Origin of the sequence: Shewanella eurypsychrophilus, from assembly GCF_007004545.3 — a bacterium.
Classification (GTDB): domain Bacteria; phylum Pseudomonadota; class Gammaproteobacteria; order Enterobacterales; family Shewanellaceae; genus Shewanella; species Shewanella eurypsychrophilus.
Genome location: NZ_CP045503.2, coordinates 4,906,093 through 4,928,542, shown reverse-complemented (window position 1 = coordinate 4,928,542; position 22,450 = coordinate 4,906,093). Strand labels below are relative to the sequence as shown.

Genomic DNA, 22,450 nt, shown 5'->3' with positions numbered 1-22,450 from the left:
AGGTTAATTAATGTCAAAAGTTAATTGTGAAAGTCATGCAAATGGCGGACAAGAAGAGGTGTTGCTGCAGAGTTTTGAGGTATTTAAAAGGGAAGCCTAAGCTTCCCTTTTATCTGTATCTATTTACTCAATTGATGCTTTAGCTGAAGATACCTTTAATCATGAAGAAGAACATGATTGAAAGCGCCGCACCTGCAGGCAGAGTAATAACCCAAGAAACAACGATGTTTCGTACCACACCTATGTTAATCGCCGCGATACCACGAGCCATACCGACACCTAAAACTGCACCCACTAAGGTTTGAGTCGTAGAGATAGGTAGACCAGTACCTGATGCTATCACTACGGTAGAAGCTGCAGCGAGTTCAGCGGCAAAGCCACGACTTGGTGTTAGGTGGGTAATGTTTTTACCTATGGTCTTCATCACACGCTTACCGAAGATAGCTAGACCTAAAACAATACCGACAGCACCTAGGGGAAGTATCCACCAGACGAGTGCTGAGGATGCGCCAATGTCACCGCCACTCTCAACCACAGAAACAACAGCTGCTAGTGGTCCAATGGCGTTTGCAACATCATTCGAACCATGAGCGAATGCCATACAACATGCGGTTACAACCATTAAGATAGCAAAGACTTTCTCGACGTTACCAAACTGAGTCTGTCGATCGGCTTTACTGTCCATCTTTAGGCGTTTAATCGCTAACATACCACCGATACCGACAATAACAGCTATACCAGTGGCTAATGCGTATGCCTCTGCGGTGCTGAAGTGTAGACCGATATGCTTAAGACCTTTCTGGATGGTCACCAGAGACATCATAAAGCCTGCTAGTGCCATGTAGAAAGGCACATAACGTTTAGCGTTTTCTAGTGGGTTGTCCGTGTTGAAGATAAGCTTCTGCACACTCTGGAAGATCATAAAGGCGATAAAGCCTGATATTGCCGGAGTCACCACCCAGGAGCCTACGATACCAGCAACCTTGGCCCATTCAACGGCCTCAGTGCCAACACCTACCGCAGCGAAACCAACAATAGCACCGATAATAGAGTGCGTAGTCGATACTGGCCAGCCTAAGGCTGACGCCGCGATTAACCAGATACCTGCGGCTAAAAGCGCAGAGATCATGCCATATACCAGTAGTTCTGGAGAGTCGACGAAGTAAGCCGAGTCTATAATCCCCTTACGGATAGTACTTGTAACTTCACCACCTGCTAGATAAGCACCAGCAAATTCGAAAATCATCGCTATGATGATCGCTTGTTTAATCGTAATAGCGTTAGAACCTACTGAGGTTCCCATTGCATTGGCTACATCATTTGCGCCAATACCCCATGCCATTAAAAAACCAAAAGCAGCCGCTATTCCAATGAGCATAGGACCGCTGGTGACTAATACATCAACCATGTTGTTACCTTGATAACTTTGTTGTTAGACGCGAGCTAGCATAAGCTCTAAGCGAGAACCGACACGTTCGGCAAGATCTGCCAAGTCGCCAACCCACTCAATAATTTTATAGAGGAACATCACATCGATAGGGTTCATATCGTTTTCGATAGCGAACAACTGACGACGGATCTTGATTTGAAGATCATCCGTATCTTCCTCGATTTTATCGAGTTCTGCGATCATCTTAGCGACCAAATCGACTTCACGACCACGGAAACCAGTTTCTAATAGGTCATCGAGTTCGTTGATTGCTTGTTTGGCTAGTGCTACTGCATCGAGGCAGCGGATCAAATAAGCATTGAAGGGCGCTTGGATCTCTTGAGGGATAACAAGTTGACGGCCGATGATACGACCAGAAATATCTTTTGCCTTATTAGCGATCTTATCTTGCTGGGTTAAAAGCTCCAGTAGATCAGTACGCTCGACAGGCATAAACAGACCACCCGGTAGCGTTAAACGGATCTCACGTTTTAGTGAGTCAGCTTCTCGCTCCGTGCCACTGATCTGCTTACGTAGTTCAACTGCACTAGTCCAATCTCCGGCGGCTGTTGCGTCGAAAAATGGGACAAGTATCGATGCACATTGGTGCACTTTATCTATATGCTCTTGTAGAGGCTTAATTGGCGATTTTGCAAACACGCCCAAAATAGAGTTTACTGGCATTGCCGTGTACCTATTTAGGTTATTCCACTGTTGGAAAAAGCGGGCGCATGTTAACCCAAGCGACCGCGTATTGAAACTGTGATTTACATTTAAAAAGACAGTTTTTATTCTAACGAGTTATATCTTAACTGCAAACCGCAATCCTACGGTTTGTTTGTGACAGTAATATTACATTTCATCTAATAGGTGAAATTATGATTAAATATTAATGAATTTTTGATGACAGCTCAAACAGTGTAATCGAAAAACACTCAATAACAAAAAATACAGAGCGAGCAATTGGCGAATGAATGCCGAGATAGAACTTAAATTATTTTTTCAATTAGAACAACAACAAACCTTGGTTAACTTACTCGATAGCTTGCCTAACAGTGAGCAGAAAGCCTGTAGGAAGTTAACGAATGGCTACTTTGAAACCCCAGATCTGCAATTGAGAAAATGGGACATGGGGCTAAGGGTTCGTGGCTATGACGGCCACCGTGAGCAGACGATAAAGACCGCAGGAAGTGTGATTGGTGGCATACATTCACGTCCTGAATACAATGTTGACATAGAACAAGATGTACCTAATTTACATTTATTTCCTAAAGAAATCTGGCCTCAACCGGCTAATATTTCAGCAGTGCAGTCTCAGCTCACCTGTTTATTTGATACTGATTTTGATAGACGAACCTGGCATATTTATGTAGATGAGAGCCTAATCGAAGTTGCTCTAGATATTGGTCAGGTGAGTGTGACAAGAGATGGCGAAACCAAATCTGAGCCAATTTGTGAGTTAGAATTCGAGTTAATGGCTGGCAAGACTGCAGCACTGATTGAGCTGGGTAGTAAAGTTGCTGAATCTGTGGCAGTTCGTCTGGGCAAGGCGAGCAAAGCCCAAAGAGGCTATCGATTAGCGGCGCAGTCAAGCCCACTTAGTTTAGATGTATTGAAGTTTATAGAGCTAGAAACTGAACAAGATCTTAAGCTGACGTTAATATCATTATTGAGCTCGGGTATAGAGCGCTGGCAACAACTTGAAGCTATGATTTTAGAGTCTTGTCTTCATGATATTGAGCAATTGCCTTTTCTCTGTTACCGCCTTAGAGCTTGCGTGCGATTACTAAGATGTACACTTGAGCAATTTAACCTGTTAAATGATCAACATATTGCTAGATTTGATTGCATTGAGGCTCACTTAGATTTTGTTGAAATAGGATTGAGCCTGACTGAAATTCTAAGTCAGAACAGTCAACTTATCGCTAAATTATCTTGTAAGAAGCAGCTTGAGTCCCAGACTCGAAAGGCACTAGCAAGCTTAGCTATTCCGTGTTTATTCAATAAAATGTTAGCAGATACTTGTTACGGTAGTCTTCAGCTTGGTTTAGTTGAAATCTTATTTGGTGTGAGAGATGGTGAAGTCTCTGTGAATATTCAGACTGAACTTATGGTTTTCGCCGATAGGATGCAGGAAGCCTCTTGGCAGAAAATTGTTGGCTTAATGCCATCAGAATCCGATTTGACGAGTAAAGAGTACCAGTCCTTAGCTCGTGCATTGGATGACAGTATTTTCGTCGGTGTGGCTTATGGTGAGCTCTATGCTAAAGAAAGCCGGGATGTATTCAGAGCACCTTGGCAAGATCTTGTACTAGGGATAAGAACTTTGGCAGCTTATAGAAAGTTGAGGGAGATCAGTTTGGCATTAGGTGTAGATATATCTGATTGGCTGCAAAATAAAGAGGCAAGCCTAATATTCGCCATGGAACAGTCGAGACGGACAGCACTTAAAAATCAACCGTATTGGCGGTAAAATCTTTTAGGTCCTAGTTGCTAGAAACTAGGACCTAGAACCTAGAATCAAGATGACGCTTCGCTGGTGGGGCTGCGTCGGTTATTGTTCCCTACATAACCGACATTCCCCCATATATGGCGGTCAGATTACGCTTCGCTGTAGTGTAGGACCGGCTTTAGCCGGGAACGGAATAATCGTAAGCCTCGGGCTAAGCCCCATCCTGCCACAAGATCTGCTGCTTCACCTTTTCAAACAGGGCCTAGCCCGTCGAATAGGCGCAGCCATCCGCGTAGCGATAGGCCAAAGGCCGTCATCTCAGCTTTTCAACCTAGCTCCTAGTTTCTAGCGCCTAGGGTCTATCCTTATCTTCCTTAATATCTTTAATCTCCTTATGCAGCAGAGTGATCTCTTGCATGAGTTGATCCTGATTTTTTTCCATTCTATCTAAAGCCATTTTGAGCTCACACTTTATCTCTTCACTTTGAGTTTCAAGCTTCTCGGTTTCATCGGGAGCAATAAATATTGATGCCATATAACCGGAGATCACACCAAAAAAACTGACTCCACAGATGATGACAATGGCGCCAATAACATGTCCTACAGTCGTTACGGGGTAGAAGTCACCATAACCAACGGTTGAAATAGTCACTAATGCCCACCAAATTGCATTCTCAGCGGTGTGAATATTGGCATCGGGTGCGCCACTTTCTACAATCAGCATTAATACCGAAGAGATGGTTAAGATAGTGACCATAGCCACGAGTAAGCTGGCTAACGTTGCTTGCCTTCGTTGTTTTACTAAAGGAGCGATTAACGAGTGGGTCATTCGAATAAGTCGGATTACTCTTAGGATCTGAAATAAACGCGCTAGTCTTAGTGGTTCTATGGCGGGAATACTGGCGACTAAGTCTATCCAGTTGTGTTGTAGGTAAAGAAGTTTGTTGTCGGATTTAAAAAGGTTAACAAAGAAGTAACTCAGAAAAATCATGCAGATACTAAAGTCGATCATCAAGAGTAAGCGACGAGTTTCAGGTTCGGTCTTGGCGAAAGTTAGTACGAGTACTACGATGACCGATAAAAAAGACAGTACCATCATGGCTAGCTGAAAGGGGGTCGGGTGGGTTTCTGTCTCTGGAAACCAGCGGCTTATGTTAACCATAGAAGATTGTATCCATTCATCAGCCTACTTAAATGATAGACTTTTCTATTTGTATCTCACTGAGTGTACTAGTTTTTATCACTAAAGTGGATGAGTTCGTCGAGAACATGTTTTTTTATTTCTAACTGTGACTCAGGAGACAGTTCATATTTCTCAGCTAACAGTACATAATCTTCTGGGCTGAGGGAAACGGTCAAACGTGGACGTTTAGGGCGCTTTGTTACTGTAAGCCCTAGGATTGTGCGTATTTGATCTGAAGGACTGAAACCAGAGTCTAGTGCGGCTTTGCGGATGGAATACTGAAATTTCTCATCTAAGTCAAAAGCCACCTGAGTCGCTTTTGCAGCTTTCTGGTTCTGTAACCACTGCTCTGGAAGCGAGGTCTTTTTCTTAGTCATTCGGTATTACCTTAAAAATTGAATCATATTTTTGAAACTGAGTTCCTAGTACCTTGGTGATTGAAAATGAGGTTCTAGGAACTCTAAAGCTTATTTCCCCGGCCAATAATCTCGTATATCGGAAAGAGGTCGGTATAAGGTTAACATGACATCGGTATCTCCATCTGCATAGACTTCAACATCAAGGGCATATTTTTCATCTTCGTCAAGGCAGTGGTAAGATTCGAACTCATCACCCGTTGGTCCTTCAGCATCCTGAGGTGGCTTTTTGTCTCGATAGTCCTCACGGTGAAAATAACCAAATTGTGCGAAGTTGACCTGATGATAAGTCTCACCTAACCATTGAGAAAACTCAGTGACTAACTCTTTTGGTAAAGATTGTGTGGATAATAGGGCTTGCTCGTTTTCTTCAAAAATAGCGCCGAATTGTTCGAGATCGAAAATCTGTTCCACAATAGAGCGATTGATCTTGATTGAAAATGCGAGATAGGTTTCATCATCTTCATCTAAAGAGAGAAATAAGGTATCGCTACCGTGTCCCTTTAGTGCCCATTCTGTTTGCTGTTTACGTTGGTATTCGTAAGTGCTGATAGACTCAACCCTAAGTTGTTGACCGCGCAACTGCGGGGGCAAGGCAAAGCTATCATCAAGAGATATCATATCTCCCTTGAGGAGCTTCGAGGGATGGTCAAGTTGACGTGTGGGGACTTCTTTTTTCCCAAAAAGACCTTTTAAGAAACTCATCATCACTCCTGAGTTGTTGATTTGCTTTGACGAAAAAACGCCTTTCTTAGTCATAAGAAAAGCGCTTTATTCTTAGTCAATGCATGAAAGGTTAGTGGCTAACTTCATGTAAAAGCTAATGGTGGTTACTTACGCGCTTTAAGGCGATCAAGTACTGCATTAGCGTTAGACTTTTGCTCGCCAATGCCTGCTTCAGCAAGTTTAGCATGCAAGGACTTATCGCTATTTTCATCGGCTAGCTGCTCTGATGCGACGAGGCGATCATCAAATTGCTGCTGACGTGCTTTTATGCGCTCTAAAGAGTCTTTAGCATTAAGTAGTTTTGAATTACTTCCAGCGAAAGAGTCTGTGATACTCGCCGTTGCTTTCTGTACGCTTTCAGTGGTCTTTACCATAGTAAGTTGACGTTGGTAGTCTGTTAGTTGGCGTTCCGTTTTACGTACTAGCTCTTTCAGACGTGCAGCATGTGCACTGAAGTTATCATTAGCTGATAACTGCTCAGCAAGCTCTTGGTCAAGTTGAGAAATCTTCTCAGCAACTTCTAAGGCAAGAGCTTCATTTTCCTGTTCAAGTGCTTGGGTCGCGAAACCTTCGTGCTCAGCAATAGAGCGCTTTAGGCGATCAACTTCACGGCTAGCTTGCATCTCTTTAGCCATTACGTCAGTCAGTTCACGCTTAGCCTTGGTTAGGTGCTTCTCTGCATCACGGATCTCTTGTTCGAAAATACGTGTAGAGTTAGCATCAACGATGCCTTGGCCAACTTCGGTAGCGCCGCCACGGAAAGCGGTTAAAATCTTGTTTAGTATGCCCATGATGTGGCTCCTTTAATTAGGTAATAACACTGACTTCTATCTGCGTCATTACTTACAAATTTAGTTAATTAAATGCGTTTGCATTACTTGAGGAAGTCAGACATCTCGTCGATAACTTCCAAACAGTTGTCAGATAGAACGGATAACTCTTGCTCTATCTCTTCCATATCTGATTGCACTGAAAGTGCGCCATAAACCACATATTTATCATCAACTTTTGCAAATGATGACAGTGGCATTGGGATGTTAAGCTCTAGCATGGTTTCGAACATCTCCATGCGACTGTCTTGCTTAACTTCTTCCTCACCCCAAAGATAACTAATACACAAAACTTGGTTCTCAGTTACCGATACAAATACTGGGATCTCTTCACGTCCAAGGACATTGACCTGTAAAACTTCAACATCGCCATCGATAGGATAACAATCAAATTGAAGGCCTGTATGACTTTGGTCACAAAGATCATTGAGGTGGTTAGCAATACTGTGGATATTCATATTTGTCCTCTTTGACATATTATGTCTGCGGTTAAAGATAGCACTAGGACATAATATGTCAAGTGCTATTTTTTCAGAAAATTCATTTGTCCTGAATTCGGTTCATTGCTCAGTCTTTTGGCTCAGAAGAGTGTGACCCCCTGATTTTCGATCCAAGCTTGTTGGTGATACTGATATAACTGCATTGAGCCAATTCGGTTGGCTTCAATGCTATCTATCTCTTGATAGAAGTTCCCGGGGAACTCGAAAGACCCCTTGATCAACCCTGGTGTTAGCCAGTCATCTGTTATAGATAGCTGTTTGATGTCACTCAATCGTGCCTTGGCATTTTTGCCCGATGCGGTGGCGATACTCCAGCCCCATTCACCGAAACTTGGGACATTGTGGTGATATTGACTGACTTCAAAACCGGCCAAAGCTAAGGTTTTACCCACTGAAATAAAGGCCTTCGGCGCATGATAAGGTGAGGTAGACTGTACCGTTAGAGCCCCATCTGCACTTAAGAGTTCCTTTAGTTTCTTATAAAAAAGATCTGAGTATAGCTTGTTAAGATCTGGATGACTGGGATCGGGGAGATCGACTATGATGACATCATATTTAGCCCCTTTTTTCAGTAGTTTATCAACCCCATTAAACGCATCATCGACGACGACATCGACCCTAGGGTCATTGAGAGCATCACCGTTTAGTTTGAGTAACGTTTGGCTTAGGCGCTTAGGCATATCCGCATCATGAGAGGTGAAAAGGCCAAGTAGATCTTTATCAAGATCCATTAAGGTGACGTGTTTAGGTTGCCACTTTAATACTTGTTTTAGCCCTAATCCATCGCCACCGCCAATGATCAACACCTTATCGTGGCGAGCTGATGCTTCCATGGTTGGATGGACCAAAAAGGCGTGATAGATATGCTCATCTTGGCTAGAGAACTGTAGTCGACCATTAATATAGAGTGAATATACAGGATCAATACCACTGCCTCTCAAGCGCTCGGTAAACGTGAGCTGCTGAAAGCGAGTCGATTTAGCATAAATAACGTTATCTTTATAGAGTAGGTTATTGAAGTTTTGCTCCCAGCCGGGTCCATGCCAAGCAAGTAACAGTAAGATGCCTGATGCGACAAAATGGCCAATGAGTAAGGTTTTGACGAAACGAATACGATCCCAGAAGCGCCAGATGAAGATAAAGCCTGCTAGGAGATTGAAACTCGCAGTCATGGCTGCTGCAAGCTGTATATCTATGGCAAGCATAAAGCTCACCCAAATGGCCGCGCCAATACCTGCACCGACATAATCGGCTCCGTAAATGGTGCCAGCATTGTGCATTAGGTGCTCATCACACAGAGATTGCCTTACACGAGCAATGAGCGGGATCTCCATGCCGATCATCAAGCCGAGTAATACGCCCCAGAAGTAGGGTAGATATTCGCTCAGATGCTGTAACAAGCCGATAAAGCCGCCCTCAGGCAGTTGATCAGGCGGTAGACCTAAGGTGCTAGCAATGATGAGGGGCAGCTGTTGACCAAATCCGATAACCGCAGCTGTGATTAATATCGCTAGAGAGCCACATAGGGCAACACTGAGTTCTAGCACTGCAAAGCCGGTAAATGCACAGCGTATCTTTCTGGCGGCGAAGGCACCGATACCCATAGAGACGATCATTAGACCAATCATGGTGTATATGGCGGCTTCTAATGCTCCTAAAATACGACCGGCATAATGAGACAGCAGATATTCATAAATTAATCCACATCCAGCAAGTACAGCCATGATGCCAAGCAGTAAAGTATCGTCAAACCAGCTCAGTTTCTTTTCTGTTGAGTTCGGCGCGGTGGTGTCTGCAGTTTTTGTCACTGATATCTCTTACTTCAATATAAAATAAAACGGCTAATCAAATGATTAACCGTATTTTTTAGGGTTAGCACATCAATTTTTCTAGTACATTAAGCTCGTCAAAATGAGAGCCACTGCCACACTGATCGCTAACTCTACGGTCGCGATACCAATATTATGCTGCTGCTCAACTTCTTGAGCTAAGTTGATATTTGACAGTACTAGTTTCTTTACAATTTTAATGAGTACAGACAGTGCAACCAGCATGATCACAGAGAAGACTAGCCAACCAACCAAGTTCGCGATATAAGCTTCAGGGTTATAGACGATGAAATGACTCGCCGCATTGAAGCTTAAAGCCATGGCAAGCATGTAGCCGCTATGGCGAATGGCGACCGCTTTATGTCCTTGAACTAGGGCATCTTGCATTGAAGCTTCTTGGTTTCGTTTAGCATATCTGTGTTCGCGAAAACGGGTTAGCAGGACCAGCATTAGTTGTGAAACCGCAAAAGCACTGAAGATGGCGATGAAGGTATCAAGTGTCAAATCTTCAGCCCAGATAAGCACTGAGCGAATGATGATGGCGGTAGCAATCGCAGCGCTTGCATCAACAATGGCCACCGAAATATTACCCTTGAGGATCTGCTCACCTTTATTGAACTCATTAAGCGCAATCTTATCGTGCAGGAATCTACCAAGCTTAATCAGGAACAATCCAAATAAACCGTAGATACTCATACCAATGGCTTCGACAAGATAAGAGTCAGCAGCCTCGCCTGAAATGGCACCTGTGAGTACGATACCAAGACCTGCTATGGCGCCAGCTGTGCTGATACCGAAGGCAAAGTTATCTCTTTCAGCCAATTCGACACGGCTATCGACTTTGGCTGTCCAGCCTTGTAGATAGCGCATCAAGGTTAACAGAATGATAGCAATGGTCAGATCTATCACTAAGATAATAGCGAGATCTGTGGTTAAGCCGAAGTTTTGAAAAAATGTCATGTGATTTCCTTACCTATTTGCCTCGGCGTACACCGCGAGTAGTGCGACTGTTAGAATTACGGAAGTTACTGTTCTTAGAGTAATTAGAACGGAACTTACTGCCACTTTTACTGCGAGTGCCTGTCGTGCTCGCCTTAGGTGTACTGGTGCTTTGTCTCGATAGGCTAGTTGAGCCTGTACGAGATTTAGCATAAGGGCTATCGAACTTTCTACCTTGTGAATTGAACTGCTTCTTGGTGCGTTCAAAGGTTTTGTTCTGTGCCGTAGCCTGCTTGGGTGAGGTATAGCGAGAGCGGCCAACATCATTGTAATAGCTGTAATTTCTGCGGCTAGACCAACGATCGTAACCGATAGGTCCACGCATTACATTGGAGAACATGGAGTACATGCCATACCAGGCCCAGAAAGACATGCCGTTCGAACCGGTCTGCCAGTTACCGTAACCTGGGTTACCCACAAGTTGACTACCCGTACCAAAATCATCGGCGCCGTTGGCCAGTGCTGCGGCTTCTCGGCTAATGGAGTTTACCCTTGCGAGTGCGCCATTAGACATATCAGCAACAACATTGAGCGGATCAGAGATCATATCGTTATACAGACTTGGATCGGCTGCATGATAGATATTTTCAGCTTCGGCTAATTGTTGATCTAGATCCACATAATTACTGGCATTACTCAGACCTTGATACCGATTCACAAGCGATGAGTACATAGGTCCGTTTGTGGTGGCATCTTTAGCTAATTCACTAAATAAAGGGGCCATGTCTGGGTTTTGTCTTTCCATAATGCCGGTGTACTGTTTCAGTAACATTGCATTGCGGATCTGACCGTCGTTGAGCATTTTGCCCAATGTGTCGATTCTCTGGCCGGCTAGTTGCTGGAACTGAGCAATTTTGTCTGGCCTGTCATCGCCACAACCCACTAAGGTTATTAGCAATGTTAGAGTGAGAATACGCATAAGCATCGCTGCCATGTTTTCTCCATTATTAATTGGTGTTAACTAGAATTTATATTCTTTGTACAGTCATTCACTACACAAGATATCGCTTGCTTAGGTTATAGTAACCTCTGAAATGAGATTATAAATAGTCATTTTGTCTCTAATATCAGTCAACTGGTCATTTTCACTAAAGACAGTGACTAATATATATCATTCGAGACATAAGCGGATCATTTACGTCATATCTATATCACCTAAGACATAATATGTCGACAGCCAAATTTGTTAGGGATTATTATTGCCATGGAAAATATCAGTGACAAGCCTTTATCTGCCTTTATCTCTGAAGTCGCAGATCGTTACTGGCAAAGGCTTAATGAGGTATGGTCAACGCTTGAAACTGAACTGAATACCTCTCAGGCTGGTGAACTCTATCGCATCATGGGACTGAGTGATTATATCGCCGAGCAATTGTGTCGCCATCCCGAGTGGGTCCCTGCACTTTTCAGCGGAAAGCTTGAGAGCCTTGAACGTCAGAGTTTCGATCGAGAGTTACATGAACTCCTCGAGACATGCTCCAATGAAGAGAGTGTCAAATCCGCATTGAGATGTTACCGAAACTTTCAAATGGTGCGTTTGGCTTGGCGGGATTTTTTCGGTTATGTCAGTCTTGAAGATTCATTACTCGATCTTTCTGCGCTTTCAGAAGCGTTTATTATCGCCGGACGTGACTGGCTTTACCGCGACATGTGCAATCAACTAGGAACACCTTGTGATGCCGATGGGAATCCTCAGCCATTATTAGTGCTAGGAATGGGAAAGCTGGGTGGCCGTGAGCTTAACTTTTCCTCTGATATTGATCTTATCTTCACCTTTCCAGAGCATGGTGAAACCCAAGGTGGGCGTAGAAAAACTGAGAATCAACAGTTCTTTATTCGTATGGGCCAAAGGTTAATTAATTTACTGCATCAGGTGACTGTTGATGGTTTTGTATATCGCGTCGATATGCGCCTGCGCCCCTATGGAGAAAGTGGCCCCCTTGTGGTGAGTTTCAGTGGTCTTGAGGATTACTATCAAGAGCAGGGCAGAGATTGGGAACGCTATGCCATGGTGAAAGCTAGAGCACTAGGCCCCTGGACGGCCTATTCTGACGAGCTGCACTCTATGCTAAGACCCTTTGTTTACCGTCGTTATATCGATTTTTCCGCCATTGAATCTTTGCGTAAGATGAAACAATTGATCACTCAAGAGGTCAGGCGCAGACAGTTAACCGATAATATCAAGTTAGGTGCCGGTGGTATTCGCGAAGTTGAGTTTGTTATTCAAAGCTTTCAACTTATCCGTGGCGGACGTGAACCAGCTTTGCGTCAACAGAGCCTTTTTGCCGCAATCGATACCTTGTATAGCTTGGGTCAGCTCGAATACCTGGCAGTGGATGAGCTTAAGCAAAGTTATATGTTGTTAAGAAGAGTTGAGAACTTATTGCAAGCTATCGGAGATAAGCAGACTCAGACGTTACCTGATAATGCTGTAGACTGGTATCGCCTATGTCACAGTCTGGGCATGGCTTCTGAAGCTGAACTTAGGACCCATATCGAGTCAGCTATGGCTAAGATCCACCGCCACTTTCAAGATACGGTCGGTGGACATGAGCAAGATGAGATCACAGATCTATGGACTCAAGATCTGTGGAACGTTCAGGAAGATGACCATGCTCAAGGATTAATCGTTGACCAGTCTATTGATGATCCTCTGCTTTGGCCCATTCTCAAGCAATGGCGTGAAACAGTATCAAAACGCAGTATCGGGCCACGTGGTCGAGATACCTTAGACAAGCTAATGCCTTGGCTATTACGTGAGTTTACCCATTTATCCTCGCCATCTAAGGCCTTTGAGTCAGTGACTAAGGTGTTAGATCAAATTCTGACACGGACAACCTATCTAGAACTGCTCTATGAAAATCCAGGAGCCAGACAACAATTAGTCAGTCTTTGTCAGGCGAGTCCATGGATAGCACAGCAGTTAGCTAAATTTCCTATGTTACTCGACGAGTTAATCGATCCGACTCAGCTATATGATACGACCTCACTGGATGATTATGGTAGTGAGTTGAGGCAGTATCTCCTTCGGGTTCCTGAAGAAGATATGGAGCAACAGATGGAGGTATTACGCCAATTTAAATTAGCCCAGCAACTGAAAATAGCTGCTGCGGATGTCACTGGCGTATTGCCTGTTAGGCAAGTGAGTGATCATCTCACCTTGTTATCAGAGGCCATTATTGAGCAAGTTGTTACACAGGCATGGTTACAAGTGAGCGCCCGTCATGGTGTACCGACTCATCTTGAAGCGGGTGATATGGGTTTTGCCGTTGTGGGTTACGGTAAAGCGGGTGGTACTGAACTTGGTTATGGTTCAGATCTCGATCTGGTGTTTCTGCATAATTACTCCCGCGAACGATTTCCTAATAACACTGAGACTAATGGCGAGCGGGCTATTGAGATCGGCCATTTCTATCTAAAGCTCGCTCAGCGAATACTGCACCTATTTTCTACTCGAACAACTTCTGGAGAGCTTTATGAAGTTGATATGCGTTTGCGTCCATCGGGAGCATCTGGTTTGTTGGTGAGTGAAATTGAAAATTTCGGTCAATATCAGGCTGAAGAGGCGTGGACATGGGAGCATCAAGCTTTAGTGAGAGCTAGGTTTATGTTTGGCTCAAATACTCTTTCTAGCAGATTCAGCCATCTTAGATCACAGGTCATTGAAGCACAAAGAGATAAGAAGCAACTGGCGAAAGAGGTCAGAGAAATGCGGCTTAAGATGCGGGAGCACCTGCTAAAAGTAGACAAAGGCATGTTCGACCTTAAGCAAAGCGAAGGAGGCATAGCCGATATTGAGTTTATTGCTCAGTATTTAGTTCTGGCGAATTCACATGAATACAGTGAGCTATCAACTTGGTCCGATAATTTAAGAATTTTTGAAACCTTAGGTGAACTCGAACTTTTACCATTGATGGATGTACAGTCCCTTACTCAGGCCTATTTTTTTCTACGTGATGAAAGCCATAGATTAACCCTGCAGCAAAAACCAGGGCAGATTGCCTGGGAGCATGTTAAGGATCATGCTCAGTGTGTTGTTGATATTTATCAGAAGGTTTTACTGTAATAAACCAATGACTACTCTCGCATTTTGCTATGCAGTTTGATTGAGTTGAATAATATCCCGAATGAGTCCGGAGTAACCTGCTGAAAATAAAGGCTAAAATTTATGGCCTGTTCTATGCATCCAAGTTGATAGTATCCTCTTCAACTTGGAGTGAGCGATGAAACTTGATCTCATATATTTATTTGTTCTCCTGGTAACTCGCTGGTCTTTCAGATCCTTCCGGTCAGTACTTTTTATTCGAACTCATCTCTTTAAATACATATCCAAGTTTATCGTTCGGGATAGTGACAAGATCACTTTTTTGAACGGTTTTGTGGTAATGATTACCTGTTTATTCGCTGTGCAACAGGCGAGTGCGGCAGAGAGTGATACTGGTTATATATCTCCTGATAAAGCTGAAACAGAGCTGATCATCATAGATCCAGCAGTTCATGATCCTTATATGCTTTATCAAGCGTTAAATGCCAAATTTAAACAGCATTTAGGTCAGAATCACAAAACAGAAATTGTCTTCCTTAAGCCGGGGATGGAACCCTTGCTACAGATAAGGAATGCGATTAAAGACAGGACTAATCTATCTCAATTATCCATCGTCTCTCATGCCTCAAACGGTGCGCTGTTTCTCTCGGGAAGATGGATAGACAAGAAGTATATCGATCAACAAGCACAACTGATGAGTGAGATTGGGATTAGCCTAAAAAAGGGGGCAGATCTTAAGTTGTATGGTTGTAATTTGGCTTCGGGCGGATCAGGTAAAAAATTCATCAACCGGGTTGCTGAATTAACTCAGCTGGATGTCGCAGCTTCTACCGATACGACCGGAGGAGTCGAACAAGGTCATAACTGGGAGTTGGAGTATCAGGTTGGCAGCATAGATACCCGTTCCTTGTTTTCTGAAGCCTTGCCTACTTTCTACTCTTCCACCTTGAATCACTTTCGTTACGGTACTATGGCTGTGGAGCCTATAGCAGGAGAAAGCGGCAAGGTGCGCCTGAAGGTTCAGATTGGTTACACTTTAGATCACAACATCATGAATAAGTTGGTGAACTCAGCGGTCGGTACAATCAATTGTGATAAAAATTATTTGGCTGGTTTTACTTGGGGAGATGGACAAGGTGAAGCCAGTATCTGTGTGCAGTTACTTTCTAAAGACAGTGCCACTAATGACTCTTTGGTAGAGATTGTCAGCCAAGGGGCTAATGGGTATGAGCCCGGCATAGTGCATCAATATCAGGCTGATGGTGATTACACGTTATCTTGGGACTCCTATGCAAGAAGTCCTGCCATGAGTCAGGATAATTCCTATTGGCGTGGTGAGCTGACAACCTCTGTCGTCAATGGTGAAGTTACCAATGCTTCGCCGGTAACAGCTGTATCGGCATTGGTTTATGTACGAGATGACCACCCGTTTACCATGCAAGTGTCTGGCGTCGATCAAGATGGTGATAAGATTCAGTATCGCTGGGGGGAGAAGAGGGAATTTTATTCGGGTAATAGTGGCTCACAGGTCAAAATTCCCACAGGGATGCAACTTTCAGCTGAAGGCTTGATCACTTGGGATTTAGCCGCTGATAAAGCCAATGGCGATCTTGTTACTTATACGGAACACACTAACCCAAGTACAGTGACTAGCAACCGTTGGCAGGCGGCTATAGTTTTAGAAGATCTTGATATCAATGGCGTGGTTAAGTCTAAAGCGCCACTGGATTTTGTATTTGTTATTAGCGATCCCGATAATGCTTCTCCTGGTTTTAATCTTGGTCCTGAAATAACGGGCACGCAATATATTCAACTGCATCAAACTACTAGCTTTACGCTTTCAGCCTCAGATGTCGATGAAAATGGCGATCCTGATATCCCGACGCTCAGTGTGTTAAATCCGCCATCAACCGATCCAGCTATCTGGAGTACCAGCATAGTAAGCCAAGATCCTGCAACTGGGACCAGTGTTATTGAGGTGACCTTTACACCGTCTGATGAGATGTTAGGTAAGGCTTATGCGGTGATATTTAGTGCCAAAGATAGCAATGGCATTAGCTCAGAAGCTTCAGTTAACTTAGTTATCGTCAATGAAGCACCTATTGCACAAGACGATGCTGGATTTACTCAGCAAGGCGAGGCGATAACCTTAGATGTGTTATCTAATGACTCAGATCCCGATGGTGACCCTCTAACTATCACCCAATATAATGCACCTAATGGCACTGTAGTGCTAAATGCGGATAGCACTATCACCTATACACCGGATACGGACTTCAGTGGTTTAGATACTATCTCTTATGTTATTTCCGACGGCATCGGCTCGGTGGCAAGTGCCAATATTTTAGTCACAGTGAATGCTAGTCCAGTAGCTGTCGATGACGCTTTCAATATTAATGAAGATACTATTACCCTTCTCGATTTACTGGATAATGATAGTGAGCCCGATGGCGATGCCTTGGCTATTACATTGACAGCAGCGAATTCTGGGCAGTTGAGTCTGGTCAATAATATCGTGACCTATATGCCTAATGCAGATTTTTATGGCACAGATTCATTTAGTTATATCATCAGTGACGGGCTCGGTGGCAGCGATACAGCTAGCGTCAGTTTAACGGTTTTAAGTGTTAATGATGCTCCAATTGCTAATGCTGATACAGCAAGTGTTGATGAGGATAGTTCACTAAATTATGCAGTATTAGACAATGATAGCGATTTAGAAAACCACCCTTTAACGGTATCGGTTACTCAACCAGATCACGGACAAGCCAGTGTAGAAGCAGATGGCAGCATTAACTACGTACCGGATGCTGATTTCAATGGTAGTGACGCTATAACCTATACCATAAACGATGGTCATGGTGGGCAGGATTCGGCGTTATTAAGCGTGATAGTGAATGCGGTAAATGATAACCCCATCGCGGTGAATGACAGTGCAACGCTAGATGAAGATGCTTCAGTATCAATACCCGTTTTACTCAATGATACAGATATTGACGGTGACAGTTTAACGGTAACGGTACAGGGCGCTTCAAGTGGCAGTGTTTCTGTGACTGCATTTGATCTGGTTCTATACACGCCAAATGCTAATTTTAATGGTTCAGATAGTTTCAGCTACAGCATAGATGACGGCAATGGTGGCACTGCAAGTGCGACTATCTCTGTTTTAGTGACGAGTATTAATGATGCTCCACTTGCGCTAAACGATGCCGTAACCCTGGATGAAGATACGAGTGTGACGGTACAAGTCCTGCAAAATGATAGCGACCTTGATAACGATCTGCTGGTGGTATCGGCGCAATCACCGGCTCATGGGCAGGTGTCTGTTGGGCTAGATGGCAGTATTCATTATATCCCTGAACAGAATTTCTATGGAGTCGACAGCCTAACTTACACCCTTGATGACGGTCATGGCGGCACTGCGCAAGCTCAACTATCCATTACCGTCGAGCCAATCAATGACCTACCTATTGCGCTGGATGACTATGTCAGTGTCGAGGAGGACTTATCGGTTACCATCGATTTATTAGCCAATGACAGCGATGTGGATAACGATGAGCTTACTCTGATACTAGAGCTGGGAGCACACGGCGAGCTGGTTGAGCTGAGTGGGGGAAGCGTGCGCTACACCCCAGATGTAAACTATAACGGCAGTGATACGATTAATTACCATGTTGAAGATGGTAATGGCGGGCAAGCAAGTGCGGTCGTCACTATCGATATTGTGTCGGTGAACGATAAGCCTGTTGCCGAAAATGATCTAATTAATGTTAATGAGGATACTAGCCTACAGTTTAACCTGCTTCACAATGATAGTGATGTTGAGTTTTCCCTCAATCCAGCAAGTGCAATTTTGATCGACTCTCCTGAGCATATGAGTGCAAGTGTGGAAAATGGTGTAGTGACCTTAACTCCCATTGCCGATTTTAACGGTAGTGACATGTTTAGCTATCAAGTGTCTGATGCCGAAGGTGAGGTGTCTAATATCGCCTCAGTGAGTATCACGGTCGCAGCGGTGAATGATGCGCCGAGGCCGCAGCCTGATTTTGCTAACGTCGATGAAGATATCATCTTAGATATTGCTGTTCTGGAAAACGATATCGATATTGATGATGCGGATAGCGAAAACTCCTCGATAGATATTCACTCCGTCGCGATAGTTCAAGCACCGCTTCATGGGCAACTAGTTGATAATGACGGTGTGCTCAGTTATCAGCCTGATAGCAACTATGTTGGACCTGACAGCTTCAGTTATACCGTTGCGGATATGCTTGGTGCCATCAGCCCTGCCGTCGATGTCACGCTCAATGTTGAGGGCATCAATGATGCACCTGTTGCAGTTGGAGATTCAACTTCCACCAAAGAAGATCAAAGCATTAGCTTCACGCTCACCGATAATGATACAGATCTAGATTCGATAATCGATACAGACTCAGTCGTACTCTTTAGTGCGCCGGCTCATGGTGTCGTGAGCATCTCTGAAGCGGGTGAGGTGAGCTATACACCAAGCGCTGATTTCTTTGGTAATGATAGCTTTAGCTACACAGTTAAAGACAATGAAGGCGCCGTCTCTTTACCTGGTAATGTGAATATAAGCGTTACATCTGTCAACGATGCACCGAGACTGCAAGATGATATTGCTGAGCTGGTTGAAGATGGCGTGAATGATATCAATGTACTGGGTAATGACAGTGATGTTGATGGTCAATTAGTACTTGCTAGCTTGAGAGTCATTACTGAGCCTGAGCATGGTTCTGTGAGCGTGTTGCCTAGCGGACTGCTGAGGTACATCCCCGATGAAAACTACTATGGACCAGACAGTTTTAGTTATCAAATTGAAGATAATCAAGCTGCTAGTAGTCAAGCGCAAGTCCAAATTAGTATCGATAGCATCAATGATAAACCTATAGTCCAAGATGACTTGGCTGTGGTTGATGAGGACAGTGCTGCAACAATCAACATTTTAGCTAATGATTCGGACCTAGACGGTAGTTTGGATATCAGCAGTGTCGTTATCTTGAGTATGCCTGCTTACGGTGAGCTTGAGGTGAATAGTGATGGAAGTGTTGATTACACACCAAACCGCAACTTCAATGGCAGTGATAGTTTTAGCTATCAAGTGAGTGATGACTCTGGTGATATTTCATCTCCTGCACTTGTCTTCATTGAAGTTAACGCCGTCAATGATTCACCAGAAATATCGGGTTCTCCAGCGACTCAAGTGTTGCAAGGAGAGGGGTATCAATTTGTTCCCGTAAGCCTAGATATAGACAATGATACTTTAGCCTTTAGCATCTCTGGTTTACCTGTATGGGCCACATTTACCCCTGAAACTGGCATGGTGTCAGGTAGCCCTGAGTATCAAGATGTTGGAGATTATGGACCGATAGTGATCTCAGTCACTGATGGGCTGGAAACTGTCACTCTGGAGTCATTCTATATTGAAGTTGTAATCTTAGATTCTGATGGAGATGGCATACCTGATGCAGTCGAGCTTGAGCTTGGACTCGATCCGTTTGACGGCAGTGATGCTGCTGGAGATGCTGATGGTGATGGCATGAGTAACTATGATGAGTGGCTGGCAGGTACAGATCTGTATATTGATGATGTGGCGCCTGAGTTAATTGCTCCTGCAGATATTTGGCTAGATGCAATAGGTCTATTTACTCAAGTGGACTTAGGGACTGCGCAAGCATATGACTACATTGATGGTGTAAGGCAGGCTTGCTGCCAAGATTTAAGTCACAGCATGGTAAGTGATCAGCCTCTGCTTAAACCTGGTAGCTATCAAGTGCTGTGGACTGCAATCGATGCTGCCGGAAATATGAGTGAGCAGCTGCAGAATATCTATGTTCGTCCGCTTATCTCCTTAGCCCAAGATCAAATCGTTAGCCAAGGTAATCGAGTCTCTGTTTCAGTTCACCTCAATGGGTTATCTCCCCAATACCCTCTAACGGTTGCTTACAAGGTTGGTGGAAATGCAGTTGAGGGGTTACATCATGATCTAAATAGCGGTGTGGTGGTATTTGAGTCGGGGCAAATTGCACAGACCTTAGAGTTTAATACTTTTGATATTGAACAGAATGAGCAGGTATCTATTCATCTGGATGACCAATTCAATCTGGGCAGTAAGAAAGAACACTATGTCACGATTACCTTAGATAATCTGGCACCAGAGGTACAGCTTTCCTCTTACCAATTTGATGAGAAGAGGACTTGGGTGGCACAAGTGGATGGCGCCGTTGAAATTAAGGCTAATTATACCGATCCCAATAGCCTAAATAGCCATACACTGGATTGGAGTTTGACAGACAGTGAACTACAGGATGTTCAACTCTTTGAAGGCCAAGGCGTTATACAAAACGTTTCCCAATCAGGAGTTAACGGTTCTAAGTTAGAGACTTGGTACTTTGACCCCAGTGGATTAGTTGAGGGGGTCTATACCGTGAGAGTGACAGTAACAGATGATGGTGTGCCTAATTTGAGCCATTTTAATGAGCTTAGAGTTCGAGTCTCAGAGCAATTACCCGTGTTAACTTCTGAGGACTCTGATGGTGATGGAGTCACTGATATTGAGGAAGGTTTAGTGGACTCTGATGGCGACGGTATCCCCGATTACTTAGATCCTATCAGCGCAGGAAATGTGTTACCTGAAAGAATCGCCAATACCGAATCCTATTTGGTGGAGTGTGAATCGGGTATCGATTGTCGTTTAGGTCAATATGCCATGTCGGGAGTTTACTTAGGGGCACAAGTGGCTGGCTCTGATATTCAAGCTAACTTACAAGGTATAGCGCCCGGGGGCTTCGTCGATGTTGGTGGTGTGTTTAATATAGAAGCGATTGAACTGTCTGAGCATAGCCAAGTCGTGAGTATTGTTATTCCACAGCGAAATCCAGTGCCTGAGCACTCAGGTTATCGCCACTTTATTCATGATAAAGGCTGGTTTACCTTTGAAACTAATGGAGATAACCAACTTATGTCTGCACCTGGGTCTGCAGGTTATTGTCCACCGCCGGGTTCGGATGAGTATTCAGAAGGGCTTAATCAAGGAGATTGGTGTTTACAGCTGATCATTCTGGATGGTGGTGTTAATGACGCCGATGAAATAGCTAATGGTGCAGTTAGTATCACTGGTTGCTTGATCCAAGAGGAGTCAGAGCCTGTAACCACTGAAACTGATACCAGTGTTGAAGTCGAAATTTTAACCGAGGGAGGCGGAGCCTCATCTGGAGGAAGCATGCAGATCATTATTTTGTATTTATTGCTGGTAACTGGCTTATTTAGAAATCAAACCTTGAACATAATCTTGCTACTGAATAAACAGCTTTTGACTCACAAGCATAAATATTTGCACAGATTAGCCTATTTGCCCCTGTTCTTCTTCGTCTCCGTATTTTCTCTAAACGCCACAGCCGCAGACAATGAATCTGGGGATGACGAGCTGGTGGGCTGGTTTATATCTGGCTTATATGGACAGTCTCAAACATCTGAAGGGACAAGTGACATTAATACCTTGCTTGCCGATGCCGAGTTGACGGCTGAAGTTATTGAATTAGATAGCTCTACTACAGGTTGGAAGTTAGGTATAGGTTATGCGTTTACTGCTAATTGGTCTGCAACGTTGGAGTATGTCGACTTAGGTGAGGTGAGTGTCAGAATTAAAGGTGAAACAGATAACCCACAAGCATTTTATGCCGCGGCGAGTCAGTTTTACCCTAACTCAGCAAAGGGAGTAGGGCTTAATTTAGGTTATAGATATCAGTTTGCTAGTGATTTTAGCGTGTTGTTGCACGGGGGACTGCTGAGCTGGCAAGCAGATTATAAATCCTATGATATTGATACTCAGCAGGTTGCAACAAGTGAACAGGATGGAAATTCTTTCTATGGAGGACTAGGTTTAGAGTATGCATTAACTAAAACTATTCGTTTCTCAGTGCAATGGAGCCATGTTGAACTAGATGATACGAGCCGTGATTTGATCGGTGCAGGTATGCAATTTCTATTTTAGATTTACGGCATATATAGAGGCGAATGGTTA

The 22,450-nt window shown here is 43.9% G+C and carries 13 protein-coding genes; 3 read left to right on the top strand and 10 right to left on the bottom strand.

Annotated features, from left to right (window positions below; genetic code table 11):
* Positions 1-139: 139 nt before the first annotated feature.
* Together FM038_RS21070 and FM038_RS21065 are read right to left on the bottom strand one after the other, a co-directional pair.
* Positions 140-1,408, bottom strand: a complete 1,269-nt coding sequence (locus FM038_RS21070; protein ID WP_142871326.1) for an inorganic phosphate transporter — start codon at positions 1,406-1,408, stop codon at positions 140-142.
* 24 nt (positions 1,409-1,432) lie between these two features.
* Positions 1,433-2,113 (bottom strand): TIGR00153 family protein, encoded by a 681-nt coding sequence (locus FM038_RS21065; protein WP_142871327.1) that lies wholly within the window; start codon positions 2,111-2,113, stop codon positions 1,433-1,435.
* 286 nt (positions 2,114-2,399) lie between these two features.
* Here FM038_RS21065 and FM038_RS21060 point away from each other — a divergent pair, with 286 nt between their 5' ends.
* Complete coding sequence (locus tag FM038_RS21060; protein WP_142871328.1) at positions 2,400-3,902, top strand: CYTH domain-containing protein; 1,503 nt, start codon at positions 2,400-2,402, stop codon at positions 3,900-3,902.
* Between the two features lie 331 nt (positions 3,903-4,233).
* On the opposite strand, the gene FM038_RS21055 is transcribed toward FM038_RS21060, so the two are convergent.
* From FM038_RS21055 to FM038_RS21020, 8 genes are all read right to left on the bottom strand, one after another.
* A complete protein-coding gene (locus FM038_RS21055; RefSeq protein WP_142871329.1) occupies positions 4,234-5,043 on the bottom strand; it encodes an ion transporter in 810 nt (269 codons plus the stop codon).
* A 68-nt stretch (positions 5,044-5,111) separates the two neighbouring features.
* Positions 5,112-5,441, bottom strand: a complete 330-nt coding sequence (locus tag FM038_RS21050) for a hypothetical protein (RefSeq protein WP_142871330.1) — start codon at positions 5,439-5,441, stop codon at positions 5,112-5,114.
* 90 nt (positions 5,442-5,531) lie between these two features.
* Entirely contained in the window at positions 5,532-6,185 is a 654-nt protein-coding gene (locus FM038_RS21045) for a DUF4178 domain-containing protein (protein WP_142871331.1), read from the bottom strand.
* A 125-nt stretch (positions 6,186-6,310) separates the two neighbouring features.
* Positions 6,311-6,997, bottom strand: a complete 687-nt coding sequence (locus FM038_RS21040; protein ID WP_142871332.1) for a PspA/IM30 family protein — start codon at positions 6,995-6,997, stop codon at positions 6,311-6,313.
* 83 nt (positions 6,998-7,080) lie between these two features.
* Positions 7,081-7,494, bottom strand: a complete 414-nt coding sequence (locus tag FM038_RS21035) for a YjfI family protein (protein WP_142871333.1) — start codon at positions 7,492-7,494, stop codon at positions 7,081-7,083.
* Positions 7,495-7,616: 122 nt separating this feature from the next.
* Positions 7,617-9,344, bottom strand: coding sequence for a polyamine aminopropyltransferase (locus tag FM038_RS21030; protein WP_142871334.1), 1,728 nt, complete (start codon positions 9,342-9,344; stop codon positions 7,617-7,619).
* An 81-nt stretch (positions 9,345-9,425) separates the two neighbouring features.
* Positions 9,426-10,325: a DUF350 domain-containing protein gene (locus FM038_RS21025; RefSeq protein WP_142871335.1), complete on the bottom strand. Its 900-nt coding sequence runs from the start codon at positions 10,323-10,325 to the stop codon at positions 9,426-9,428.
* Positions 10,326-10,338: 13 nt separating this feature from the next.
* Positions 10,339-11,298: a hypothetical protein gene (locus FM038_RS21020; RefSeq protein WP_142871336.1), complete on the bottom strand. Its 960-nt coding sequence runs from the start codon at positions 11,296-11,298 to the stop codon at positions 10,339-10,341.
* Between the two features lie 270 nt (positions 11,299-11,568).
* Here FM038_RS21020 and glnE point away from each other — a divergent pair, with 270 nt between their 5' ends.
* Positions 11,569-14,430, top strand: coding sequence for a bifunctional [glutamate--ammonia ligase]-adenylyl-L-tyrosine phosphorylase/[glutamate--ammonia-ligase] adenylyltransferase (gene glnE, locus FM038_RS21015; RefSeq protein ID WP_419555605.1), 2,862 nt, complete (start codon positions 11,569-11,571; stop codon positions 14,428-14,430).
* A 319-nt stretch (positions 14,431-14,749) separates the two neighbouring features.
* Positions 14,750-22,420 (top strand): Ig-like domain-containing protein, encoded by a 7,671-nt coding sequence (locus tag FM038_RS21010; protein ID WP_185965709.1) that lies wholly within the window; start codon positions 14,750-14,752, stop codon positions 22,418-22,420.
* Positions 22,421-22,450: the final 30 nt, after the last annotated feature.

Excerpts from the sequence above, each read along its gene's own strand:
- FM038_RS21070 (WP_142871326.1), bottom strand. The coding sequence starts at position 1,408 with ATGGTTGATGTATTAGTCACCAGCGGTCCTATGCTCATTGGAATAGCG.
- FM038_RS21065 (WP_142871327.1), bottom strand. The coding sequence starts at position 2,113 with ATGCCAGTAAACTCTATTTTGGGCGTGTTTGCAAAATCGCCAATTAAG.
- FM038_RS21060 (WP_142871328.1), top strand. The coding sequence starts at position 2,400 with ATGAATGCCGAGATAGAACTTAAATTATTTTTTCAATTAGAACAACAA.
- FM038_RS21055 (WP_142871329.1), bottom strand. The coding sequence starts at position 5,043 with ATGGTTAACATAAGCCGCTGGTTTCCAGAGACAGAAACCCACCCGACC.
- FM038_RS21050 (WP_142871330.1), bottom strand. The coding sequence starts at position 5,441 with ATGACTAAGAAAAAGACCTCGCTTCCAGAGCAGTGGTTACAGAACCAG.
- FM038_RS21045 (WP_142871331.1), bottom strand. The coding sequence starts at position 6,185 with ATGAGTTTCTTAAAAGGTCTTTTTGGGAAAAAAGAAGTCCCCACACGT.
- FM038_RS21040 (WP_142871332.1), bottom strand. The coding sequence starts at position 6,997 with ATGGGCATACTAAACAAGATTTTAACCGCTTTCCGTGGCGGCGCTACC.
- FM038_RS21035 (WP_142871333.1), bottom strand. The coding sequence starts at position 7,494 with ATGAATATCCACAGTATTGCTAACCACCTCAATGATCTTTGTGACCAA.
- FM038_RS21025 (WP_142871335.1), bottom strand. The coding sequence starts at position 10,325 with ATGACATTTTTTCAAAACTTCGGCTTAACCACAGATCTCGCTATTATC.
- FM038_RS21020 (WP_142871336.1), bottom strand. The coding sequence starts at position 11,298 with ATGGCAGCGATGCTTATGCGTATTCTCACTCTAACATTGCTAATAACC.
- glnE (WP_419555605.1), top strand. The coding sequence starts at position 11,569 with ATGGAAAATATCAGTGACAAGCCTTTATCTGCCTTTATCTCTGAAGTC.
- FM038_RS21010 (WP_185965709.1), top strand. The coding sequence starts at position 14,750 with ATGATTACCTGTTTATTCGCTGTGCAACAGGCGAGTGCGGCAGAGAGT.